Source organism: Falsiroseomonas algicola (genome assembly GCF_011040385.1).
Classification (GTDB): domain Bacteria; phylum Pseudomonadota; class Alphaproteobacteria; order Acetobacterales; family Acetobacteraceae; genus Falsiroseomonas; species Falsiroseomonas algicola.
In genome coordinates this window covers 378,798-401,319 of record NZ_JAAIKB010000002.1, presented here as the reverse complement: position 1 = coordinate 401,319, position 22,522 = coordinate 378,798, and the positions used below count along the sequence as shown (strand labels likewise).

General features: G+C 69.8%; 22 protein-coding genes. 11 read left to right on the top strand and 11 right to left on the bottom strand.

Annotated features, from left to right (window positions below):
- The first annotated feature begins 62 nt into the window (after nucleotides 1-62).
- Both G3576_RS07195 and G3576_RS07190 read left to right on the top strand, forming a co-directional pair.
- Nucleotides 63-1,028: a Bug family tripartite tricarboxylate transporter substrate binding protein gene (locus tag G3576_RS07195; protein WP_235951560.1), complete on the top strand. Its 966-nt coding sequence runs from the start codon at nucleotides 63-65 to the stop codon at nucleotides 1,026-1,028.
- Nucleotides 1,021-1,698: a 4'-phosphopantetheinyl transferase family protein gene (locus G3576_RS07190; RefSeq protein ID WP_164693663.1), complete on the top strand. Its 678-nt coding sequence runs from the start codon at nucleotides 1,021-1,023 to the stop codon at nucleotides 1,696-1,698. Before G3576_RS07195 ends, G3576_RS07190 begins: the two co-directional genes overlap by 8 nt.
- On the opposite strand, the gene G3576_RS07185 is transcribed toward G3576_RS07190, so the two are convergent.
- Genes G3576_RS07185 through G3576_RS07165 form a run of 5 tightly spaced genes read right to left on the bottom strand, consistent with a single transcriptional unit; the run spans nucleotide 1,686 to nucleotide 6,343 of the window.
- Complete coding sequence (locus G3576_RS07185) at nucleotides 1,686-2,492, bottom strand: metallophosphoesterase family protein (RefSeq protein WP_164693662.1); 807 nt, start codon at nucleotides 2,490-2,492, stop codon at nucleotides 1,686-1,688. The two genes, G3576_RS07190 and G3576_RS07185, sit on opposite strands and share 13 nt — an antisense overlap.
- Before the next feature lie 8 nt (nucleotides 2,493-2,500).
- Nucleotides 2,501-3,310 carry an ABC transporter permease gene (locus tag G3576_RS07180; protein ID WP_164693661.1) on the bottom strand — a complete coding sequence of 270 codons (810 nt, stop codon included), beginning with the start codon at nucleotides 3,308-3,310 and terminating at the stop codon, nucleotides 2,501-2,503.
- Nucleotides 3,307-4,119 carry an ABC transporter permease gene (locus tag G3576_RS07175; protein ID WP_164693660.1) on the bottom strand — a complete coding sequence of 271 codons (813 nt, stop codon included), beginning with the start codon at nucleotides 4,117-4,119 and terminating at the stop codon, nucleotides 3,307-3,309. Before G3576_RS07175 ends, G3576_RS07180 begins: the two co-directional genes overlap by 4 nt.
- A gap of 4 nt (nucleotides 4,120-4,123) precedes the next feature.
- Nucleotides 4,124-5,266 (bottom strand): extracellular solute-binding protein, encoded by a 1,143-nt coding sequence (locus tag G3576_RS07170; protein ID WP_164693659.1) that lies wholly within the window; start codon nucleotides 5,264-5,266, stop codon nucleotides 4,124-4,126.
- A 27-nt stretch (nucleotides 5,267-5,293) separates the two neighbouring features.
- Nucleotides 5,294-6,343, bottom strand: a complete 1,050-nt coding sequence (locus tag G3576_RS07165) for an ABC transporter ATP-binding protein (protein ID WP_164693658.1) — start codon at nucleotides 6,341-6,343, stop codon at nucleotides 5,294-5,296.
- Between the two features lie 182 nt (nucleotides 6,344-6,525).
- Between G3576_RS07165 and G3576_RS07160 the strand changes: the two genes are divergently transcribed.
- From G3576_RS07160 to glnT, 9 genes are all read left to right on the top strand, one after another.
- Complete coding sequence (locus tag G3576_RS07160; RefSeq protein WP_164693657.1) at nucleotides 6,526-7,611, top strand: ABC transporter ATP-binding protein; 1,086 nt, start codon at nucleotides 6,526-6,528, stop codon at nucleotides 7,609-7,611.
- 22 nt (nucleotides 7,612-7,633) lie between these two features.
- A complete protein-coding gene (locus G3576_RS07155; RefSeq protein WP_164693656.1) occupies nucleotides 7,634-8,917 on the top strand; it encodes an ABC transporter substrate-binding protein in 1,284 nt (427 codons plus the stop codon).
- 43 nt (nucleotides 8,918-8,960) lie between these two features.
- Nucleotides 8,961-9,803 (top strand): carbohydrate ABC transporter permease, encoded by an 843-nt coding sequence (locus G3576_RS07150; protein ID WP_328728619.1) that lies wholly within the window; start codon nucleotides 8,961-8,963, stop codon nucleotides 9,801-9,803.
- Entirely contained in the window at nucleotides 9,800-10,612 is an 813-nt protein-coding gene (locus G3576_RS07145) for a carbohydrate ABC transporter permease (protein ID WP_328728618.1), read from the top strand. Before G3576_RS07150 ends, G3576_RS07145 begins: the two co-directional genes overlap by 4 nt.
- 2 nt (nucleotides 10,613-10,614) lie before the next feature.
- Entirely contained in the window at nucleotides 10,615-11,244 is a 630-nt protein-coding gene (locus G3576_RS07140; RefSeq protein ID WP_328728616.1) for a helix-turn-helix domain-containing protein, read from the top strand.
- Between the two features lie 175 nt (nucleotides 11,245-11,419).
- Nucleotides 11,420-12,217, top strand: coding sequence for a class II glutamine amidotransferase domain-containing protein (locus G3576_RS07135; protein WP_235951558.1), 798 nt, complete (start codon nucleotides 11,420-11,422; stop codon nucleotides 12,215-12,217).
- Nucleotides 12,214-12,909, top strand: a complete 696-nt coding sequence (locus G3576_RS07130) for a GltB/FmdC/FwdC-like GXGXG domain-containing protein (protein ID WP_164693652.1) — start codon at nucleotides 12,214-12,216, stop codon at nucleotides 12,907-12,909. The genes G3576_RS07135 and G3576_RS07130 overlap by 4 nt, the downstream gene beginning before the upstream one ends.
- A 10-nt stretch (nucleotides 12,910-12,919) precedes the next feature.
- Nucleotides 12,920-14,245 (top strand): FMN-binding glutamate synthase family protein, encoded by a 1,326-nt coding sequence (locus G3576_RS07125; RefSeq protein WP_164693651.1) that lies wholly within the window; start codon nucleotides 12,920-12,922, stop codon nucleotides 14,243-14,245.
- 128 nt (nucleotides 14,246-14,373) lie between these two features.
- Nucleotides 14,374-15,672, top strand: a complete 1,299-nt coding sequence (gene glnT, locus G3576_RS07120; protein ID WP_164693650.1) for a type III glutamate--ammonia ligase — start codon at nucleotides 14,374-14,376, stop codon at nucleotides 15,670-15,672.
- On the opposite strand, the gene G3576_RS07115 is transcribed toward glnT, so the two are convergent.
- From G3576_RS07115 to G3576_RS07090, 6 genes are all read right to left on the bottom strand, one after another.
- Nucleotides 15,635-16,426, bottom strand: coding sequence for a heme ABC transporter ATP-binding protein (locus G3576_RS07115; protein WP_164693649.1), 792 nt, complete (start codon nucleotides 16,424-16,426; stop codon nucleotides 15,635-15,637). The two genes, glnT and G3576_RS07115, sit on opposite strands and share 38 nt — an antisense overlap.
- Entirely contained in the window at nucleotides 16,423-17,496 is a 1,074-nt protein-coding gene (locus tag G3576_RS07110; protein WP_328728613.1) for a FecCD family ABC transporter permease, read from the bottom strand. The genes G3576_RS07115 and G3576_RS07110 overlap by 4 nt, the downstream gene beginning before the upstream one ends.
- Nucleotides 17,493-18,362 (bottom strand): heme/hemin ABC transporter substrate-binding protein, encoded by an 870-nt coding sequence (locus tag G3576_RS07105; RefSeq protein WP_164693648.1) that lies wholly within the window; start codon nucleotides 18,360-18,362, stop codon nucleotides 17,493-17,495. Before G3576_RS07105 ends, G3576_RS07110 begins: the two co-directional genes overlap by 4 nt.
- Nucleotides 18,359-19,390, bottom strand: coding sequence for a hemin-degrading factor (locus G3576_RS07100; protein ID WP_164693647.1), 1,032 nt, complete (start codon nucleotides 19,388-19,390; stop codon nucleotides 18,359-18,361). Before G3576_RS07100 ends, G3576_RS07105 begins: the two co-directional genes overlap by 4 nt.
- A 10-nt stretch (nucleotides 19,391-19,400) precedes the next feature.
- Nucleotides 19,401-19,730: an energy transducer TonB gene (locus G3576_RS07095; protein WP_164693646.1), complete on the bottom strand. Its 330-nt coding sequence runs from the start codon at nucleotides 19,728-19,730 to the stop codon at nucleotides 19,401-19,403.
- A gap of 630 nt (nucleotides 19,731-20,360) precedes the next feature.
- Nucleotides 20,361-22,364 (bottom strand): TonB-dependent hemoglobin/transferrin/lactoferrin family receptor, encoded by a 2,004-nt coding sequence (locus G3576_RS07090; protein WP_164693645.1) that lies wholly within the window; start codon nucleotides 22,362-22,364, stop codon nucleotides 20,361-20,363.
- Nucleotides 22,365-22,522 lie beyond the last annotated feature (158 nt).

Sequence of the window (22,522 nt, the reverse complement as noted above, 5' to 3'; positions counted from 1 at the left end):
CCCGCTTGTCTTGCCCCGGGGCGTCTGCGAACCTTCCCGCGCTGCCGGAGGATTGCCGCCCCATGCTGACCCGCCGATCGCTTGGCCTCGCCACGCTGGCCCTGCCTGCCCTGGGCGCCGCGGCCCGGGCGCAGTCCTTCCCGGAACGGCCGTTGCGATGGGTGATCGCCTATGGCGCGGGCGGGCCCTCCGACCAGTTTGCGCGGCTGATCGGGCGGCAGATGGGTGCCAGGCTCGGCCAGAACGTCGTGGTGGACAACCGCCCCGGCGGCGGCGGCGTGCTGGCGACGGAGACGGTGCTGCAGGCGCCGGCCGATGGACACACCCTGCTGATGGTGGACAACGGCATGGCGATCTACAGCCCGGCCCTCTATGCCCGGCTGCCCTATGACCCGGACACGGCGCTGACCGGCGTCGGCCTGATCGCGCGCTTCCCGCTGATCCTGATCGTGCGGACCGAGAACCCGATCCGCGACTGGGCGGGCTTCCTGGCCGCGGCGCGCGCCAAGGCCCCTACCTTCGGCAGCGGCGCCGTGGCCAGCCCGCAGCACCTGGCGATGGAGTATGTTGCGCGCGTGGCCCGCTTCGATGCGACGCATGTGCCCTACCGCAATTCGCCGGCGGCGTTGCAGGACATGCTGGCAGGGTCGGTGGATTGCATGCTGACGGACAGCGCTTCCTCCATGGGTGCGATCCGGCAGGGGCAGGCGCGGGCGCTGGCGGTGATGTCGCCCGCGCGCATCCCGGCGCTGCCGGAGGTGCCGACCTTGCAGGAACTCGGCTTGGCGGAGGCGGAGGCCTATGCCTGGATGGGCATGAGCGTCGCCGCAGCCACGCCGCCCGCGGCGGTGGCACGGCTGAACAGCGCACTGAACCAGGCGGTCGCGAGCGAGGAGGTGGCGCAGGTCGTGCGCAACCTGAGTGCGGAGGCGGTGCCAGGCGATGCGGCGGCGTTCAACGCGCAGATGCGCGGCGAAATCGCGCGGTGGCGCCCGTTGATCCGGGACCTCGGCATCAAGCTTGACTAGGACAGGCTGCGTCCGCCTGCGCTGGGTGCTGCCGCAGCAGGCCGATGCGGCGACGCTTTCGGCCTGGCATGCGGTGCTGGAACCGGCGGAGCAGGCGCGCGCCGCGCGCTTCCACAGTGACCCCGACCGCCACGCCTACATCGCTGCCCATGCGCTGGCTCGGCGGATGCTGGCCGAGGCGGGCAGGCTGGCGCCGGACGCATGGCGCTTCTTGGAAGGCCCCGCCGGGAAGCCGGAGGTGGCGCCCGAGCACGGGATGCCGTGGCTGCGCTTCAACCTCAGCCATACGCGCAACCTCGTCGCTTGTGCAGTGGCGCGGGACGATGATGTCGGGCTGGACGTCGAGGATCTAGCTCGGCGTGAAGCCGGCGAGGGCATCGCGGAGCGATTCTTCGCGCCGAGCGAGGCCGCAATGATCGCGGCGCTGCCGCGCGCGGCGCGGCACGAGGCGTTCCTGCGCATCTGGACGCTGAAGGAGGCCTTCGTGAAGGCGACGGGCGAGGGCATCGCCATGGGGCTGGAGAATTTCGGCTTCACCCTCGACGAGCCCCCTGCCCTCGCCTTCGCGCCGGCCAGCACGGGCCCCGTGCCGGCCTGGCGGTTCCTTCAGTTCAAGCCGACCGCGACCAACATCCTGGCCGTGGCGCTGCGGAAGCGTCAGCCGGGATAGGTCAGGTGCTTGACGTCGGCGGCCCAGGTATCGGGCAGGTCCAGCATCTCCGTCGTCACGCCATCCTCCGCCAGGTGGTGCAGCAGCGCGCCGCAGCGCCGCAGGCCCTGGAGGTTGTCCTGCTGGTCCGGCGTCATGACGAAGGAGGCGGCGGGGCACCAGATGCGGCTGACGGCGCCCTCGGCTTCCTGCCGGAACATGTGGAGGTGGCCGGAGGCGACGAGGCGCAGCGCGGGGTGGCCGAGCAGCGGCGCCAGGCCGGGGCGTGAGGCCGGCGGCACCGACCAGACATCGATGGCGGGATCGTCCGGCGTGGTGACGAAGACGGGCTTGTGCAGGAAGAGCGCGAGGCGACGGTCGCCGATCGTCGCGGCGCTGGCGGCGATGAAGGCGGCCTGCGCTTCCTCCTCCACGCCGGTCGCCATGATTTCCGTGTTCAGGCCGATGGCCCGCCAGCCCGGCAGGTCCACCGCGCCGAAACCATCGCCGAAAAAGCGGCGGTAGCGGGCCAGGCGTTCGGCATTGACGGGCTGGTGCGGCATGCCGACCGGGTGGCTGCCGGTGTCGTGGTTGCCGGGGATGAAGAGGTGCGGGCCCGGGAAGGCGCGCAGCAGCTTCGCCGCGAAGGCCAGGTCATCCTCCCGGTCCGCGCCATCCAGCGACAGGTCGCCGCTGAACACGGTGAGGTCGGGGCGCCGATCTTCCGCGATGCGGCGCAGCGTCGCGACATTGTCGAGGAAGAGGCCGTTGCGGGGGGAGAGATGGGTATCGCTGATCTGCAGGATGGTGAGCATGGCGTGACCTATTTGCCGACCTTGGCCAGGACTTCGGCGCGGAGGAAGCGTTCGACGATGAGCATGAAGAGCACGCTCGGCACCAGCAGGATCAGCGCAGTGATGGCGGCCACCTGCATGTTGCCGCCCGCCGCGGCGCTGAACAGCAGCAGCGGCAGGGTGCGGACTTCCGGCGCGCCGACGAAGTAGCTGGCGGTGAATTCGTCGAGCGATTCGAGGAAGACGAAGACGGCGCTGGCGGCGATGCCGGGGGCGGCGAGCGGCAGGGTGACGGTGCGGAACGCCGTCAGCGCGCTGGCGCCGATGTTGCGCGCGGCGAGTTCCAGATCATCATCCACTGCGGCAAAGGCGGCGGTCGCGATCCAGATGGAATACACTAGGCCATGCGCGGCATGGACGAGCACCACGCCGATGACCGTGCCGTTCAGGTCGAAGGTGAAGAAGATGCGCGCGATGTTGATGTAGACGGGCAGATTCGGGAAGGCCTGGGGCAGCAGGAACAGCATGAGGATCGCGGCCCGCCAGCGGAGATTGGCCTTGGCCAGCGCCCAGGCTGCGGGGACGGAGACGGCGAGGCAGAGCAGCGTCGTCAGCGACGCGATCCAGATGGAGAGCCAGAGGCTTTCCATCGCCTGGCCTTCCGGCCGGAAGACGCGTTCCCAGAAGCGGAAGCCGTACTGGCTCGGCAGCCGGTTGGGCCAGAACCAGGATTCGGCAACCGACCACAGGACCAGATTGACCAGCGGCCCGAAGATGAAGAAGGCGAAGAGGCCGAGCAGGAGGCCGCGCGGCAGCCACCACATCACCGATCGGCTCATCGCGCCCGCTCCGCCGCCGCCTGGCGCAGCCAGACCCAGGCGACCAGCCCGGTCATGACGCAGGAGACGAGGCCGAGGGCATTGGCCGTGCCGTAGTCCCCGAAGGAGTTGATGCGCCAGGCCATGGCGACGGTCAGCATGGTCGGGCTCTGGCCGCTGATCATCATGGGCACGGAGAGCACGGACATCATGGTGACGAAGGACAGCACGAGTGCCACCATGATGTTCCGCGCGACCTGCGGGATGACGATGCCGATCAGGATGCGAAGACGGTTGGCGCCGAGGTTCTGCGCGGCCTCAATCCCCGACCGGTCCAGCGCCGCCATGGCGCCCGCGACCAGCAGCGTCGCGAAGGGAAGCTGCTTCCAGACAAAGGTGATGACGATGCCGCGCCAGTCGAGGAAGCTCTGCGCCCATTCCTGCGGCATCAGGCCGATCCAGACCAGCGTGTTGTTCATCAGGCCGTTCTGGCCGATGAAGCCGCGCATGGCCTGCGCCGCCACGATGAAGGGGATGAAGAGCGGCCAGCGATACATCGCCCCCAGCAGGCGCAGCGCGAGCTTCGAGCGGCCGAGCGTCAGGTAGCCCCCGATCGCGACGGCACCAAGCCCCGTCAGCGCGGTGGAAGCCACCACGATCAGCAGGGTGAAGAGCAGGTCCATGCGGTAGAGCGACGCCGCATTGGCGAGGTTCGCCAGCGTCGGGCCCTGCGGACCTTCGAAGGCGCCGCCGACCGAGAAGGCCAGCGGCACCAGGAAGAAGGCGCCGACGACGAAAAGCGCCGGCGCGAGAAGGAGATAGGGCAGCACCGCGTCAGTTCAGGACGACACGTTCATAGGCTTCCTGCAGCGCGCGCATGAAATCCGCCTGCGGCATCGGTCGCGCGCCGCGCGCCAGCTGGTCCGGCCCGACGTCGCGGAACAGGCGGTCCCAGGTCTGCTGGTCCAGGTGCTGGCGGACATGCTGCGCATCGATGCCGGGCAGCCAGTTGAAGCGGCGGACGATGCCCTCGGCCTGCACGGGCGGGCTGGTGGCCAGTTCGATAAACCGTCGCGCCACGTCGCTGTTCGCGGCGCGGGCGGGAATGACGTAGTACATGGGCTGGCCGGGCATGCCCGATTCCGGCAGCACGAGGCGATAGGCGGGGTTGAGGCGGCCTTCCGCCTGCCAGCTGTAGAACATGTCCATCCAGACCGGGCCCATGTCGATCTCGCCGCGGTTCATCGCATCCAGCGTGCCGGCATTGCCGGGGGTGATGACGACGTTGCGGTTGAATTCGCGCAGGCGCTGGAACGCGGGGGTCAGCGCGCTGACGGCTTCCGCATCGAAGGGGCCCTCGATCAGGCGCTTCTGGTCGGGGCCGAAGGCGTAGGCCCAGCCGAAGACGAAGCCGACGCCGGACATGCCACCGCGGATGCCATTGTAGCCGAAGCGGCGGGGGTTCTGCTTCACCCAGTTCTCCAACTCCGCGAAGCTGCGGGGCGGGTTGGCAACGCGGGCGGGGTTGTAGGCCAGCGCGATCTGGCTGTTGAACATCGGCAGCACGAAGCCATCGACATTCTGGCCGAGCGCGTTGCGCGTGACGTCACTGGTGGCCAGCTGCCCCGTCGCGGCCTGGTCGCGGTAGCGGGCGAGCAGGCCCTCCGCCACCATGCGGCCGGCCATGGTCTGGTGCACGACGGCGACGTCGACATCGACGCTGTTGGTATTGGCGCGGCGCTGCGCCTCCAGCCTTTCCCAGATGCGCTGGCTGCCGGCATCGCCCGGCCCGGTGCCGAGCGAGCGGACGGTCACGCCCGGGTTCTGGCGCTGGAACATCGGGCCAAGATAGTCGGTGATGTAGTCGACCATGTTCTGGTCGCCGGCGGTCAGCACGTTCAGCGTGACGCGCTGCTGCGCCAGGGCGGGCGTGGCGGCCAGGGCCGCCGTCGCGGCCAGGAATGTCCTGCGGTCCATGGGCTTGCTTCCTCTTGGCTTGCTCGTTCAGGGGGCGGCGAAGACATGCGCCGCGGGAGAGGGAATGCCGAGCCGCACCGCGGCGCCTTCCGGCAGCCGGTCCGGCACATCGACCAGCACGTCGTCGCGGCCGACGCGGATGGAGGCGCGCCAACGGCCGCCGGGATAGGCGGAGAGCGCGACGGTGCCGCGGAAGACCAAGCCATCGAGCGGTTCGCCGGCGGCGAGGATGCGCGCTTCCTCCGGCCGGAAATGGACGGTGGCGGGACCAGGTGGCGGCGAACGGTCAGCGGCGAGGTCCAGCGGCGCCTCCCCGGGCGAGGCCTCGGCCTGGCTGCCCTGGATGCGGACCGGCAGTCGGTTGGTGGCGCCAAGGAAATCCGCGACATAGGCGCTCGCTGGCCGCGCCCAGAGATCCTCCGGCGTGCCCGCCTGGGCGATACGGCCTTCCTGGAGGATGACGATCCGATCGGCCATGATCATCGCTTCCTCCCGGTCATGCGTCACATGGATGGCGGTGATGCCGAGGGATTGCTGGAGCGCGCGGAGTTCGTGGCGAACGCCTTCCCGTACCCGGGCATCGAGGTTCGACATCGGCTCGTCCAGCAGCAGAATCGCGGGATCGACGGCCAACGCCCGGCCAAGCGCCACGCGCTGACGCTGGCCGCCGGAGAGCTGTGCCGGAAGGCGCGCGCCGAGGCCTTCGAGGCGCAGGAGACGAAGCATCTCCTCCACCTTCGCGTCGATGCGCCCGCTGTTCCATCCGCGGAGCTTCAGGCCATACCCGATGGTTTTGGCGACGGTCATGTGCGGCCAGAGCGCGTAGGACTGGAAGACCATCGCGGCGCCACGTTTCTCCGGCGGCGCCCTGGTGATGTCCTGCCCGCCGGCCCGGATGCGGCCAGCGCTGGGTGGGACGAAGCCGGCGATCGCGCGGAGCAGCGTCGTCTTGCCGCAGCCCGAGGGGCCGAGCAGGGCGACGAATTCCCCGGCCGCCACGGACAGCGAGATGCCGTGGAGCACCGATGTCCGGCCAAAGGATACCGAGAGATCGTCGACCTCGACGCTCGTGCCCAACGCTCGCCCCCTTCCTCACGCCGGTCGTTTAGATCACCGCCCTCGAGCCACGGAAGTACCGCGTCCGAGACATATCGGTGACACCGCGTGACAAGCTGCCCGCGGTCCCCTGGCGCACCGGCGCGGAAGTCCCGTATCTTCGCGTCGGTCATCAATCATGGATCGCAACGCTGACGCCCGCAATGTCTCTCCCGCAAGGACTTCGTGGCGACATCCGCCTCGACGGCATCACCAAATCCTTCGGCGATACGCAGGCGCTGGCCGGCATCAGCATCGCCGCGCGGCCAGGCACCTTCCTGGTGCTGCTGGGCCCCTCGGGCTGCGGCAAGTCCACGCTGCTGCGCGTGGTTGCGGGGCTGGAGGCACCGACAAGCGGCCGTCTGCTGCTTGAAGGGCGGGACGTGACGGGCCTGCCGCCGGCGGCGCGCGGCATCGCCATGGTGTTCCAGTCCTACGCGCTGTTTCCGCACCTGTCGGTGGCGGAGAACATCGTCTTCGGGCTGCGGGCGCGCCACGTCGCGGCGGCGGAACGCCAGGCGCGATTGGCGGCGGCGGCGGAGATGCTGGGCCTGACCAAGCTTCTGGGGCGACGACCGAGCCAGTTGTCGGGCGGCCAGCAGCAGCGCGTGGCGCTGGCACGCGCGGTGGTGGCAGAGGCGCCGATCTGCCTGATGGATGAGCCGCTGTCGAACCTCGATGCCAAGCTGCGGGCGGAGATGCGTCGGGAGATCCGGGCGCTGCAGCAGCGACTCGGGATCACCATGGTCTATGTGACGCATGACCAGGCGGAGGCGATGAGCATGGCCGACCAGGTGGTGCTGATGCGCGACGGCCGGGTAGAGCAGGACGCGACGCCGGCGGAATTGTATGCGCGGCCGGCCAGCGTTTTCGCGGCCTCCTTCATCGGCACGCCGCCCATGTCCCTGCTGCGCCTGGTGCCTGGGGAGCATGGCGCGGAGGTGGCAGGCGCGCCCGGCATCGCCGTGGCGCCGGCCAGCACCGCCGGCCAGGTGCTGGGGCTGCGGCCGGAAGAAGTGACGCCGACCGATGGGCCGGGGCTGCCCGCGCGGGTGCAGGCCGCGGAGTTCCTGGGCGCGGAGACGGTGCTGGCCGTGGCGGTGGGCGATGGGGCGGAGGTCATGCAGCTTCGCGTCCCGGGCCACCATGCGTTGCCCGCCGGCGCGCCGCTGCGGCTGAAGCTGCCGCCTGCCCGCCATATGTTCGATGCTGCCAGCGGCCTCCGGCTGCCGGACCCCGGGACTGCGTGACCGACAACGAAGGAGGATGCCCATGACCATGACCCGCCGCGCCACGCTTGGCGCGCTTGCCGCGAGCCCGCTGCTGGCCTCGCCCGCCGTCCACGCCCAGGCGCCGACCGAGATCGTGTTCAACTACCCGATCGCCGTCGGCGGGCCGATCCCGCGCCTGATCGACGGCTATTGCGAGGAATTCGCGCGGGAGAATCCGCGCTTCCGCATCAAGCCGATCTATGCCGGATCCTACCAGGACACGCTGACCAAGACGCTGACGGCGATGCGGGGCGGTGATGCGCCGCAGCTCGCCTGCCTGCTGGCCGTCGATATCTTCACGCTGATCGAGGAGGACGCGATCCTGGCGTGGGAGGATATGGCGGGGGTGGAGAAGCCCTGGCTGGACGGCTTCTATCCCGGCTTCATGGAAAACAGCCGCGCCCGCGGCAAGACCTGGGGCATCCCCTTCCAGCGTTCCACCATCGTCACCTACTGGAACAAGGAAGCCTTCCGGGAAGCCGGGCTGGATCCGGAGACGCCGCCGCAGAATTGGGCGCAACAAGTGGAGTTCGCGCAGAAGCTGACGAAGCGCCAGGGCGACAACGTCACGCAATGGGGCATCCAGATCCCCTCCTCCGGCTTCCCGTATTGGCTGTTCCAGGGCCTGACCACGCAGGCCGATGTGCGGCTGATGAATGCCGATGGCAACCGCACCTTCTTCAACGACCCGAAGGTGGCGGAGGCGCTGCAATACTGGATGGACCTGTCCCAGCGCCACCGCGTGCATCCCGGCGGCATCGTCGAATGGGGCACCACGCCGCGCGACTTCTTCGAGCGCAAGACGGCAATGATGTGGACGACCACGGGCAACCTAACGAATGTCCGTCGCAATGCCCCCTTCCCCTTCGGCGTCGGGATGCTGCCGGCGGGGCGGCGCCTCGGCAGCCCGACGGGCGGCGGCAACCTCTATGTCTTCAAGTCGGCGAACGCGGCGCAGCGGGAAGGCGCGGTGCGCTTCGCGCGCTTCCTGACGACGCCGGAGCGCGCCGCGCATTGGGGGATCGAGACCGGCTACGTCGCCGTCACGCCCGCCGCCTTCGAGACACCGGCGATGCGCGCCTATGTGGCCGATTTCCCCGCCGCCGCCGTGGCGCGGGACCAGCTGCCGCATGCGGTGGCGGAGCTCTCCACCCATGAGAACCAGCGCGTGACCAAGGCGCTGAACGATAACCTGCAAGCCGGGCTGCTCGGCCGCAAGCAGGCGGGGCCAGCCATGGCGGATGCGCAGGCGGAGGCCGAACGCATCCTGCGCCGGTATCGCTGAGGGCTTGGCGATGCGGGGCCGGACAACGATCCATGCATGGCTGATGCTGTCGCCAGCGCTGCTACTGCTGGTGGCCTTCACGCATTACCCCGCGATCGCCACCATCTGGCATTCACTGTTTTCCACGCCGCGGGGCAGCCGCCCCGCGCGCTTCGTGGGCGCGGAGAACTACCTGGCGCTGGCCGAGGACCCGATCTTCTGGCAGGCGCTGGTCAACAACCTGGTCTATGCGTTGGCGACCATTCCGCTGTCGATCGGGCTCGCGCTGATGATGGCGATCTGGGTCAACGGGAAGATCCATGGGCGGACAGCGCTGCGCATCGCCTTCTTCACCCCGACCGTCCTGCCGATGATCGCGGTCGCGAATCTCTGGCTGTTCTTCTACACGCCGGATTACGGGCTGCTCGACCAGGTGCTGCGGGCGCTGTTCGGCTGGGGGCCGACCAACTGGATCGGCACGACGGAAACCGCGCTGGGCGCGATGATCGTCGTGGCCGTCTGGAAGGAAGCGGGATTCTTCATGATCTTCTACCTGGCCGCGCTGCAGGCCATTCCCCCCAATCTCTACGAGGCCGCGGCAATCGAGGGCGCGTCGCGCGCGCGCATTTTCTGGCGCGTGACGCTGCCGCTGCTGGGGCCGACCACGCTCTTCGTCCTGGTGAATGCCGTGATCAACGGCTTCCGGCTGGTGGACCACATCATCGTCATGACAAAGGGAGGCCCGGACAACGCCACGGCGCTGCTGCTGACCTATGTCTATGAGCTCGGCTTCCGGTTCTGGGACACCGCCACGGCCTCCGCGCTCACAGTTGTGCTGCTGGTGATGCTGGCGCTGACGGCGGCGATGCAATTCGCGCTGGGTGAGAAGCGAGTGCATTACCGGTGAGCGGCCGGATCGGCAGCATCGTCGAGCATGCGGCAGCCTGGCTGCTCGGCCTGGTCTGGGTGGCGCCACTGCTCTACGCGGTGTGGGCCGCGATCCATCCGCAGGGCTATTCGACGCGGTTCGAGCTGTTCGCGCCACTGACGCTGGAGAACTTCGCCGCCGCCTGGGATGCGGCGCCCTTCGCGCGATACTTCCTGAACACATTCATCCTTGTGACGATGGTGCTGGTGGCGCAGTTCGTGCTCTGCACGCTCGCGGCCTTCGTCTTCGCGCGCAGCGAATTCCGCGGCAGCGGGCTGCTGTTCGGGCTCGTGCTCCTGCAGCTGATGATCATGCCGGACGTGCTGCTGGTGGAGAACTACCGCAGCATGCGGGCGCTGGGGCTTGTGGACACCATCCTCGCGATCGGCCTGCCCTACATGGCCTCCGCCTTCGGCATCTTCCTGTTGCGGCAGACCTTCAAACAGATCCCGCGCGAACTGGAGGAGGCGGCACGCGTCGAGGGCTGCGGGACGATGGCGATCCTGCTGCGGGTCTACGTGCCGCTGGCGAAGCCGACCTACCTGGCCTACGGCCTGACATCCGTCAGCTACCACTGGAACAACTTCCTCTGGCCGCTGGTCATCACCAACACGGTGGAGACGCGGCCGCTGACGGTCGGGCTCTCGGTCTTCGCCTCCACCGACCAGGGGATCGACTGGGCCATCATCTCGGCTGCCACGCTGATGACCTCCGCGCCCTTGCTGCTGGGCTTCCTGATGTTCCAGCGGCAATTCGTGCAGTCCTTCATGCGGGCCGGCATCCGGTGACGGTGCAGCGCCCTGACACGCCGCTGGCGACGGGGTCCGGCGCCCCGGCGGCGGAGGCGCGGACGCTGGAACAATCTCTCGGCGTGCAGGTGCGGGCGTTGCGGCGGCGGGCGGAGCGGACCATCGCGGATGTCGCGGCGGCAGCGGGCATTTCCACCGGGATGCTGTCGAAGATCGAGAACGGGCAGATCTCGGCCTCGCTGGGCACGATCCAGGCGCTGGCGGCGGCGCTGCATGTGCCGATCACCGCGCTGTTCTCAGCCTTCGAGGAAAAGCGCGACTGTTCCTTCGTGCCGGCGGGCCAGGGTGTCACGATCGATCGGCGCGGCACGAAGTCCGGGCACCTCTACAGCCTGCTCGGCCACGCGCTGGGCGGTGACGTCGCGGTGGAGCCCTACCTGATCACCCTCAGGCAGGAAGCGGAGCCCTATATCGGCTTCCGGCATGAGGGAATGGAGTTCATCTACATGCTGACGGGCGAGGTGCTGTACCGCCACGCCGACCGGTCCTACCACCTGCGCCCCGGCGATTCCCTGCTGTTCGACAGCGCCGCGCCGCACGGGCCGGAAAAGCTGATCCGCAAGCCGATGACCTACCTGTCGGTCATTGTCCATGCGCGGCGGCCGGACTGACCAGAATTTCCCAACAGGAAACACTTGTTCCGCTGAATTGACAATACGCCTTTCCCGCCCCAACCTACGGCAGCGTGGTCGGAGGCGTGCCGTGTGCGGAATCGTGGGCCTGTTCCTCAAGAGTCCAGGCCTCCAGGCTGAGCTCGGGCGCCTATCGGCGGATATGCTGGGCATCATGAGCGACCGCGGGCCGGACAGCGCCGGCTTCGCGGTCTATGGCACGGCCGCAGGCGACACGACCAAGCTGACGCTGCGCATCCCGGAGGATGTCGATGCCTCGGCGATGGCGGCCGCGCTTGGCGTCACGGCCGTGCGGCGCGGGGACCATGCGGTGGTGACGGTGCCGCGGGATGCGGAGGGTGCGCTGCGGCAGGCGCTGGCGACGCGCTATCCCGCCGTCAACATCGTCTCCGCCGGCGCGCGGATCGAACTCTACAAGGGCGTCGGGCTGCCGGATGCCGTCTCCTCACGCTACGGACTGCCTGGCATGGCGGGTACGCATGCCATCGGCCATACGCGGATGGCGACGGAAAGCGCCGTGACGACGCATGGCGCGCATCCCTTCTCGACCGGCCCGGACCAGTGCCTGGTGCATAACGGTTCGCTGTCCAACCACAATGCGCTGCGCCGCAACCTGCGGCGCGAAGGGCTGGAGTTCGAAACCGAGAACGACAGCGAGGTGGCGGCGGGCTACCTGACTTGGCGGATGCGGCAGGGCGCCAGCCTCGGCGAGGCGCTGGAAGCCGCGGTCGGCGACCTTGATGGCTTCTACACCTTCGTCGTCGGTACCGAACGCGGCTTCGGCGTGCTGCGCGACCCCATCGCCTGCAAGCCCGCGGTGATGGCGGAGACGGAGGATTACGTCGCCTTCGGGTCCGAATACCGCGCGCTGGTGCCGCTGCCGGGGATCGAGCAGGCGCGGCTGTTCGAGCCGGCGCCAGGCCAGGTGTATTTCTGGGAGCATGCGGCGTGACGGAGACGGTCTTCGACCTGGCGGCGGCGCCGCTGCGTGACCTGAACGGAAGGCTGCATGCGCTGCCGGAGCAGACCAACGAGACATCCTGGGTGCTGCGCAACCCGCAGGGGCGGCATGCGGTAGCGGTCGGCGTGGACCGGCCCATCAGCGTCCGGATCGAGGGCCATGTCGGCTACTACTGCGCGGGCTTCAACAGCCGCGCGCGGATCGAGATCACGGGCAATGCGGGTGTCGGCCTGGCCGAGAACATGATGTCCGGCGAGGTTCGCGTGCAGGGCGATGCCAGCCAGGCCGCCGGAGCCACGGGGCGCGGCGGGCTGCTGGTGATCGGCGGCAATGCGGGCGCGCGCTGCGGCATTTCCATGAAGGGCATCGACATCGTCGTGCGCGGCTCCGTCGGGCACATGAGCGCCTTCATGGGGCAGGAAGGCAACCTCGTCGTGCTAGGCGATGCCGGCGACAACCTCGGTGACAGCCTCTACGAGGCGAGGCTTTTCGTGCGCGGCGCGGTGAAGTCGCTGGGCGCGGATTGCGAGGAGAAGCCGATGGGCGAGGCCGAGCGCGCGATCCTGGCGGGGCTGCTGGACCGCGCGGGCTTCGCTGCGGAAGCGAAGCCGGAGGAGTTCCGCTTCTATGGCTCCGCGCGGAAGCTCTATCACTTCCACGTCGATTACGCCGACAGCTACTAGGGACAAGGCCATGGAAGAAACGCCGAAATCCCCGCCGCGCTGGTCGGCCAGCTTCGATCCGCACACCATCGCCTATATCCAGCGCGCGGCCTCGACCGGCATCTACGACATCCGCGGCTTCGGCGCGAAGCGGAAGCTACCGCATTTCGACGACCTGCTGTTCCTGGGCGCCTCCATCTCCCGCTATCCGCTGGAGGGATACCGGGAGCGCTGCGCGACCGATGTCGTGCTCGGGACGCGATTCGCGAAGAAGCCCGTGGTGCTGAAGACGCCGGTGACGATCGCGGGGATGAGCTTCGGCGCGCTGTCTGGCCCGGCGAAGGAAGCGCTGGGGCGCGGGGCCACGATCGCTGGCACCTCCACCACCACCGGCGATGGCGGCATGACTCCGGAGGAACGGGAACACTCCGCGACGCTGGTCTACCAGTACCTTCCTTCCCGCTACGGCATGGACCTCGACAGCCTGCGGAAGGCGGATGCGATCGAGGTGGTGGTCGGCCAGGGCGCCAAGCCCGGCGGTGGCGGCATGCTGCTGGGGCAGAAGATCACCGAGCGCGTCGCGGGGATGCGCAACCTGCCGCCGGGGATCGACCAGCGCAGCGCCTGCCGCCATCCCGACTGGACCGGTCCCGACGACCTCGAGATCAAGCTGGAAGAGTTGCGGGAGATCACCGACTGGGAGAAGCCGATCTATGTGAAGGTCGGCGCCAGCCGGCCCTATTTCGACACAGCGCTGGCGGTGAAGGCGGGGGCCGATGTCGTCGTCATCGATGGCATGCAGGGCGGCACGGCGGCGACGCAGGAAGTCTTCATCGAGCATGTCGGCATACCGACGCTCGCCGCCATCCGTCCCGCGGTGAAGGCGCTGCAGGACCTCGGCCTGCATCGCAAGGTGCAGCTGGTCATCTCCGGTGGCATCCGCAGCGGGGCGGACATGGCGAAGGCATTGGCGCTCGGCGCCGATGCGGTGGCGATCGGCACCGCGGCGCTGATCGCGCTGGGTGACCAGGACCCGGCGCTGGAGGCGGAGTACCGCAAGCTTGGCACCACCGCCGGCGCCTACGACGACTGGCAGGATGGACGCGACCCCGCGGGGATCACGACGCAAGATCCCGAACTGGCCGCGCGGCTCGATCCGGTGAAGGCAGGACGGCGCCTTGCCAACTATCTCGCAGTGATGACGATGGAGGCGCAGGCGGTCGCGCGCGCCTGCGGCAAGAGCCACCTGCTGAACTTGGAGCCCGAGGATCTGGTGGCGCTGACCATGGAGGCTTCCGCCATGGCCGGCGTCCCCCTGGCGGGCACGGATTGGATCCCCGGCGCCGGCCGGCTCTGAGCGAGCGCGGCGAAAGCCGCGAAGGGAGAACGGCCCGCACAGACGGGCCCTGGAATGCCAGCATCACCCGACCGCCGCAGGGCGGCCGGCTGCACGGCCCTTGTCCATCGTCCTGAGGGAAACGCAGCATGGTCAGCCTGGCGGAAGCCGCCCGTGAGCGCGGCATCAAGTACTTCCTGATCTCCTACACCGACCTGTTTGGCGCGCAGCGCGGCAAGCTGGTGCCGGCCGCGGCGATTGCGGAGATGCAGGAGAACGGTGCCGGCTTCGCCGGCTTCGCCACCTGGCTCGACATGACGCCGGCGCATCCGGATCTCTTCGCGAAGCCTGATCCCGCCAGCCTCGTGCAGCTGCCGTGGAAGCCGGAAGTCGGCTGGCTGGCGGCGAATCTCTGGATGGAGGGGCAGGAGGTCGCGCAGGCGCCGCGCAACCTGCTGCGTCGGCTGATCGCGCAGGCGGCGGACGATGGCGTCGCGCTGAGGACCGGCGTGGAATGCGAGTTCTTCCTGACCACGCCGGACGGCATGGCGATCAGCGACCCGGCTGACCGCGCCGCCAAGCCCTGCTACGACGCCTCCGCCCTGATGCGCCGCTACGACATCATCACTGAGATCTCGGACGCGATGCTGGCGCTGGGCTGGGGCCCCTACCAGTCCGACCATGAGGATGCGAACGGCCAGTTCGAGATGAACTGGCACTATGCCGATGCGCTGGTGACGGCGGACCGGCATGCCTTCTTCAAGTTCATGGCGAAGTCGATCGCGGAGAAGCACGGGCTGCGCGCGACCTTCATGCCGAAGCCCTTCCCATTGCTGACGGGCAATGGCTGCCACGCGCATGTGTCGCTGTGGCGCGGCGATGAGAACCTGTTTTCCGACCCTTCCGGGGCGCTCGGCATTTCTGCCACGGGCTATCACTTCATCGGCGGCATCATCGCGCATGCCGAGGCTCTCTGCGCGCTGCTGAATCCAACGGTGAACAGCTACAAGCGCATCAACGCGCCGCGCACGACATCGGGCGCCACCTGGTCGCCGAACACGATCACCTATGCCGGCAACAACCGCACCCACATGATCCGCATTCCCGATCCCGGGCGCTTCGAACTGCGGCTGGCGGATGGCGCGGTCAATCCCTACCTGCTGCCGGCGGCGCTGCTGGCGGCGGGGATGGAGGGCGTTTCGGCGAAGCGCGATCCTGGACAGCGGCTCGACATCAACATGTACACGGATGGCCACCGGGTGACGGATGCGCGCAGGCTGCCGCTGAACCTGCTGGACGCGCTGCGGGCGCTGGAGGCTTCATCGGTCCTGAAGGCCGCGCTGGGGGATGAGTTCTGCGCGGCCTATGGGCGACTGAAGCGGGCGGAATGGGACGATTACGCCCGGCACCTCACGCAGTGGGAACGCGATACGACGCTGGATTGCTGAAATCCGGGCGCAGCGCGCCTTCCCCGCCTGCAAAGGGCACGCCATAGACGGCTTCGAGCAGTGGCGGGCGAAGAATCGCCGCCGCTGGCCCCAGGGCGTTGCGCCAGCCACCCGCGACGACGGCGACCTGGTCGGCCACGAAGGCGGCCTCGTTCAGGTCGTGCAGCACGACCATGACGGCGACGCCATCCGCCGCCAGGCGCTTCAGCAGGCGCAGCACGGTGCCGACATGCCGGACATCGAGGCTTGCCGTCGGCTCGTCCAGCAGCAGCGCGGCTGGGCGAGGCGCGCCGTCGATCTGCGCCAGGGCGCGCGCGATCTGGATTCGCTGCCGCTCGCCGCCGGACAGCGTGGCGTAGCGCTGCTGCGCCAACCCGGCAGCATCGACGGCATCGAGCGCCGCGGCGATGGCGGCATCATCCCGCGCGGCGCCCGGCGTGGCGTGCCAGGGCAGGCGGCCGAGGCCGACCACCTCCCGCGCCGTCATCGGGAAGGCCAGGGCGACGGCCTGGCTGACCACGGCGCGGCGGCGCGCGAGGTCGCGCGGATGGAAGGCGCCGATGGGCCGGCGGTCCAGCGAGACCACGCCCTGGTCCGGCCGGAGTTCCCCGGACAGCACGCGCAGCAGGGTGGATTTGCCGGCGCCGTTGGGGCCGACCACGGCCGTGACCTGCCCCGGAGCCAGTTCCAGCGAGACGTCGCGCAGCAGGGCGCGGCCGCCGGCGCGGAAGGTGATTGCCTGGGCGGCGATCACCGGCCGAAACCCCCATGCGACCGGCGGAGCAGCCAGAGGAAGAACGGCGCACCGATCAGCGCGGTAACAACGCCGACCGGAAGCTCCGCTGGCGCCGCCAGACTGCGCGCCGCCAAGTCAGCCAGCACGAGGAGTGCCGCGCCGAGCAGCGCGGCACCGGGCAGGACGATGCGGTGATCCGACCCGAAGGCCAGGCGCACCAGATGCGGCACGACGAGACCCACGAAGCCGATCAGCCCGGTGAAGGCGACGCCGGCGGCGACGGCGATGGCGGCCAGGATGATCGCGAGGCGCTTCAGCGATTCCACGGGGACGCCGAGGTGATAGGCCTCGGCCTCACCCAGCAGGAGGGCGTTGAGCGGCCGGGCCAGAGCGCAGAGCACAAGGCTCGGCAGTCCGACGAGGAGCAGGATGACGGGCAGATGCTGCCATCGCGCGCCGGCCAGGCTGCCGAGCGTCCAGAAGGTGATGTCCCTCACCTGCCGGTCGTCGGCCATGAAGATCAGCAGGCCGGTCAGCGCGCCGGCCAGCGCGTTGACGGCGACGCCGGCCAGCAGCAGCGTGGCGACCGAGGCGACGCCACCGATGCTGCCGAGCCTCGCCATGAGCAGCGTGGCGCCAAGACCACCGAGGAAGGCCGCTAGCGGCAGGAGCCAGAGACCGAGCAGCCCGGCCGCCGCGCCGAACACCGTGCCGCCGAGCACGATGGCGGCGACGGCGGCAAGCGCCGCGCCGCTGGAGACGCCGATCAGCGCCGGATCGGCCAGCGGGTTGCGGAACAGCCCCTGCATCGCCGCGCCGGCCGCGCCGAGGCCCGCGCCGACCAGCGCGGCCAGCAGCACGCGCGGCGCGCGGATCACGCCAAGCACCGCGGCATCCCGCGCGTACTCGGCCGGCAGCGGCGCGCCGAACAGATGGGCGAGCACCGCCAGCAGGCCATCCGGCCCGACCCGCGCCGGGCCCAGCAGCAGCCCTGCCAGCATGGCCGCGCCCAGCAGGCCGACGGCAAGCGGCAGCAGTGCCACAGGGCGCGGCGCGCGCGGCAGCGGCAGGGCGAGGGTCGTGCTCACGTCCAGGACCGCGCCGGCAGGGCGGGCAGCGCGGCGCCGTGCAGGCGCTGCGCCAGATCCCGCCGCGCATGCGCGGCGCGGGGGCCGAAATTCAGCATGTAGGCGCCATCCATGGCGACGATCCGACGACTGGCGGCGGCGGGGGTAACGGCGAGCGCGGGGATACGCAGCAGGGCATCCGGGCCGCCGGCCTCGGCCAGGGCATGGTCCATCATGACAACGGCTTCGGGCGCGAGGGAGGCCGCGAGTTCGGCGGAAAGCGGCCGGTAGCCCGTAAAGCCCCGCACGACGTTGCTGGCGCCCGCAGCCCGCAGCATGACGTCGGCATGGGTGTCTCGGCCTGAGACCAGAGGCGCGCCGCGCGCGGCAGAGAGGACGAAGATCGCACGCAACGGGCGAAGCGCGGCGATGGGCGCATCGAGGGCCTGCCAATCATCCTGGACGGCGCGGGCCAGCGCGGTGCCGTCCTGGCGCAGCGCCGCGGCGATCGCCTCCGTCTTGCGGAGGATCGCAGGCAGGCCTGCCTGGTCGGGCACCAGGGTCAGCGGCGCGCCGGCCGCGCGCAGCACGGCCAGCGCCTGGGGCGGGCCTGCTTCCTCCGACACCAGCAATAGATCGGGCGCCAGGCCGATCAGCCCCTCTGGTGCCAGGGCGCGGAGATAGCCGACCTGGCGGAGGTCGGCAGCCTGCGCGGGGAAGCGGCTGGTGCTGTCCACCGCCACCACGCTGTCGCCCTGGCCAAGCGCGAAGACCGTCTCCGTCACGGCACCGCCAACGGTTATCAGACGCCCGCCGCCCGCCCGCGCCAAATGTGGTGCGGCAAACACGCCGGCCAGGGCCGCCGGCAGGACCCGGCGGCCGATCATGCCGCTTCATCCGCCAGCGTAGCGTGGCGCTCGGCGACGGCCGCCACAAGGGCGCGCCAATCCTCGCGCTCCGGCTGGCCCGGCTTGCGGGCACCAAAGAGCAGGGCGACGACCTCGCCGTCCGCGTCGAGCAGTTCGACTGAGGTCACGACACCATCCTCCGTCGGCTTCACGACGCGCCAGGCAGCGGCCACACCGGCTTCGCGCAGATGCAGATTGAAGTCGGGGTCGAGCACGTTGAACCAGCCCGGTGTGGCCCGCAGACGGCGCACCGGGCCCGTATGGATCTGGATGCCGCCGGGATTGCCGACGAAGACCATCACCGGCACCTCCGCCGCCCCGGCACCTTCGAGGATGGCGCTGCCCGCGCGAGGATCGAGGCGGAGCGCAAGGTCGTCGCCGGCCAGTTGGAAGGCCTGGCGGCGGGAGGCGCGGTGGCGGCGGAGCATAGGGAAGAAGTCGTGCGTATCCTTCAGCGCCAGCCAGGATGCGCGGAGCGATGCGCCATCCACCACGCCCTCGGCAGCAACGCGGGGCGCTGCGGGCGCCTCCGGCGGAGCTTCGCAGGCATCGGTGGCGAAGTCTGCGACGATGCTGTCCCAGCCTTCACGCCCTGTCGCCTCGGTGGCGAAGATTTTGTGAACGGCGGTGCCATCCCGCCCGAAGATCTGGATGGAGGGGCGGTCGCCACCCAGCGCATAGGCATGTCCCCAGCGCGCAGGGAACAGCCGCAGGTCGATGTCCGGACCAAGGACGAGGATGTGGCCCGGACCGCTGGAGACATCCGTATAGGTGCCGTGGCGTTCATGCACCGCATGGTCATTCCGCGTGAGCGCCATGACGCGGCCGGCGCGTGGCATGGCGCCGATCAATCCAGCCCAGTCCGTGCGCAGGGGCGTCGCCGGACCGGTGGCGCCGCACGCCACCAGCGCGGCTTCCGTGACGCCCAGGCGTTCCGCCGCGTCGCGCGCGCGCAGCGTGCCGGCGGTGCGGACCAGGTCCTGATGGCGTTCGAGCAGGCTCGGCATGGGGTCTTCCTCAGTTCAGGCGGAAATGGACGGGAACCTCGACCCAGGCCTCGACGCGGCGGCCCTCGATCGAGGCGGGTTCAAAGGCCCAGCGGCGGACCGCAGCGATGGCTGCAGCATCCAGCAGGGCGTGGCCTGAGGATCGCCAGAGGCGTGTCTCCTCCGTGCTTCCATCAGGCGTGACCCGGGCGCGGACCAGGACCGTGCCGGTCAGCCCGAACTCGACGGCGCGGGCGGGATAGGCGGGTGGCGTGGGCGGGCGGCGATAGCGGGGCGCGGTGACCAGGATGGGCCCCTCGGCGCTTCGGGCAGGGGGCGCAAGGGGGGAGGCGGCGGCCATCGCGGCGGAAGGTGCGATGGCCGCCGCCGAAGCAGCCGCGGGCGCAGCTGCTTCGCTTCCCCCAGCACCGGCCGCGCCAGGACGGATGGCGGGACGGGCCGGGGGATCGGGGCGCGCCGCCGCCTGCCTTGGCGGCGCTGATGGGCGGGTGGCGGGCGCGCGCGTTGGGGCCGGTGGCTCCGACAACGCCGGCGCGGCTGGGGGCGGCGGGATTGGCGCCTCCTCGGCGGGCACGGTTTCCGCCATCGCAGGCAGGGGTGCGGTCTCCTTGGCTTCGGCACGGGCGGGCTCAGCCGCGGCGGGCGGAACCTCCACCGGGACAGCGACCTCGGCCTGCGTTTCAGGCGGCACGTCCTGCGCTTCCGGGAACGATGAGCCCGGCGGCTCGTGGCCCGGCGGATCCGTCGCTTCCGGTTCTGGCGGCCTCGCGGGCTGAATGTCGGCGACGGGGCCAGCATCCGTCGAGGCTGCGCCGGGAAACACGAGTGTCACGGCAACCGCCGAGCCCGATGGGGGAGCGGTTGGCGCCTGCAGCAGCGGCAGCACGGCCGCAACGGCGACCGCCCCGTGCAGCGCTAGGGAGGCGCCAAGGGCGCCCCGCCGTGAGGATGCCGCCGCCCGCATCGCTGATCAGAAGGCGATGCGCAGGCTGCCGCGGATGTTCCGGCCCGTTTCGTAGAAGGCTGGGACCGGGTCGCTGTTCCAGGTGGAACGGCGATAGGCGTGGTCGAAGACGTTGTCGACGGCCACGGCCAGGCGGACATTCGGCGCCGCCGTCGGCGTCCAACTGGCGAAGAGGTCCAGCACCCCGTAGCCAGAGGTCTGCTGCGCGACGCCAGGGGTGCGGGGCGCGCGATCCTGCTCCGCCGTGGCCGTGAGGCGACCGCCGACGGTCACGCCCTGGTCGAGAAATCGGTAGCCGGCGTTCAGCGTGACACGGTGCGCGGGAATGGAAGCGAGCGGCTGGTCGGTCTCCAGATTGTCGCCCTTCAGCGCGGAGGCGCCGAGACCCGCCCACCAAGTGCCGGCATCGTACTGGGCTTCCGCCTCCACGCCCGTGATGCGGGCCTGGCCGATGTTGCGGCTGACCGTCGTAGTGGCGAGGACCGTCTGCTCGATGAAGTCATCGATGTCGTTGCGGAACGCGCTCAGGCGCACCCGGAGGCGATCCCCGTCCCGCAGCACGTCGGCAAAGCGCAGGTTCACCCCCGCTTCCTTGTTGCGGGACACTTCCGGCCGGAGGTTCGGGTTGGGCACGAAGAAGTTGCCCGGGAAATGCTGGCCGCCGACATAGAGTTCGGTCAGTGATGGTGCGCGGAAACCTTCGGCATAGCTGACATAAGGCTGCATCCAGGGCAGCACCTGCCAGCCCAGCGACACGCGCGGCGAGACGCGATCGACGCTGCGGTCGTTCAACCCGTTCGGGCTTTCCTGTTCAAATCGGTCGAGGCGGAGGCCGGGCGTCAGGGTGAAGGCGCCGAGCGTGATCTCATCCTGCGCGAAGAGGCCGAGGACCGATTGCTGCGCGGTCGGGAACTGGCTGCGGGAGAGGTTGTTGCTCGTGCCCTCCTGCTCATCGCGGTAGTATTCGAAGCCGTAGGTCAGGGCATGGCGACCGAAAGCGCCGAGGCCGAAGCGCGATGTGTTCTGCGCGTCGATGCCGGTCGTGGTCAGCGTCGTGCCGTCGACGGCGCGCGTGCCGGTCAGGCGCCGCTCCTGGATATCGACGTGGTTGCGGTAGACGACGATTTGCGGCGCCAGCAGGGGCATGGAGGGATCGTCGTAGGACCAGCGCAGGCTCAGCGTCTCCTGCACTGTCTCCCGGTCCGTGATGCTGGTCGTGGTGGCGGTACTGGCCGCGATGGGCAGGGTGTTATTGTCACGGAACCGCATCGCCGAGAGTTCGAAGCGGTGATGGCCCGGGTTCCACCCGAGCTTGCCGAGCAGTGAGGTCGCCTCGTCTTCCGAATAGGGAATGGTGGTACCGCGCCCATCCGTGAAGTTGTTGTTGCTGAAGCCCGCCATCGCGCCGAGCACCGAGAAATCGCCGGCCCGTGCGCCGAGCGCCAGGCTGCCGCGGGGGCCGCTGCCCTGGCTCTGCCACCCCATGCTCGCTACGCCACCGAAGCTGGCACCGGGCTGGAGGATATCCTCGGCATTGATGGTGCGCAGCGAAATCGCGCCGCCGAGCGCACCCGACCCATACAAGGTGCTCGCAGGGCCGCGGAGAACCTCGACCTGACGCAGCAGCTCCGGATCCACGAAGGTGCGGCCGCGATGACCAGCGTTGAAGTTGTTCCTGCTGCCGTCGAGGCGGAGCACGATGCGTTCATCGCCGAGGCCACGAATGACCGGCTGCATCGCCGTGGTGCGCGGGACGCCGGAGCTTTCGACGCCAGGGATGTCGCGGACGAGGTCGAGCACGCTGCGAGCATCCCGACGCTCGATCTCTTCTCGCGCAACGACCGTGGTCGGCGTTGCAAGATCGCCAGCCACGGCCCGGGTGCGCGTGGCGGTCGTGGTCACCGCATCGAGCGGCGTGGCAGCAGGTGTCGGTGCGTCTGGCGTCTGGGCGCCCGCTTGTCCGGCCGCGACGAGGGCAAGGGTGGCTGCAAGCAGGGTTCGCTGATCCATGGGGCATCCCGATCGAGGTCGGTGCCTGGCTGGCGCGCTGGGGGCGAAGGCCCTGGGCTGGCTGGCTTGGCTAAGGTTGGGGCCGATTAGCGCAACTGAGAGTCATTCGCAATATCTATCTGGCTGGGACCGGCGAGGCGCCAAGCCCCGCCGACCTC